A 468-nucleotide genomic window follows, 5' to 3' on the forward strand; every position below is an offset into this window, starting at 1 on the left:
TCCGGTATTTTTAACCGTGGATAACTGGGCCAACCTGCTGCAGGGCAGCGCGATCCTGCTGATTGTGGCGATGGCGATGACCCTGATCGTCAGCGCCGGGGCGATTGATCTGTCGGTGGGCGTCGCGCTCGATTTCGGCGCCGCCTTCGCCCTCGTCGCCCTGAAAACCTGGCATCTGCCGTGGCAGGCCGCGGTGGGCTGCGCTCTGCTCGGCGGCGTGCTGATTGGCCTGCTCAATGCCTTTCTGATCCTCATCTGCCGGATCCGCCCCTTCCTCGCCACGCTCGGCACCTGGTTTATCGCCAGCAGCGCCGAGCGCATCTATACCGACGGCGGCGGCGCGATAGCCTATCGGCGGATGGCCCCGGAGTATCACGACCTGGCGGTGGGCAACCTTGGTGGGATCCCCACGCCGGTAGCGATCGTGCTGGCGCTGTGGCTGGCGGCCTGGCTGGTTACCGAGCGCAC

The 468-nt window shown here is 66.2% G+C and carries 1 protein-coding gene; it reads left to right on the forward strand.

Features of this window, described 5'->3' with window-relative positions:
* Positions 1-468, forward strand: a 468-nt coding sequence (locus M3667_RS17175) for an ABC transporter permease (RefSeq protein WP_368859165.1), incomplete at both ends; no start/stop codon positions are given.

This window comes from Microbacterium sp. P26, assembly GCF_023712585.1.
Lineage (GTDB): Bacteria > Actinomycetota > Actinomycetes > Actinomycetales > Microbacteriaceae > Microbacterium > Microbacterium algihabitans_A.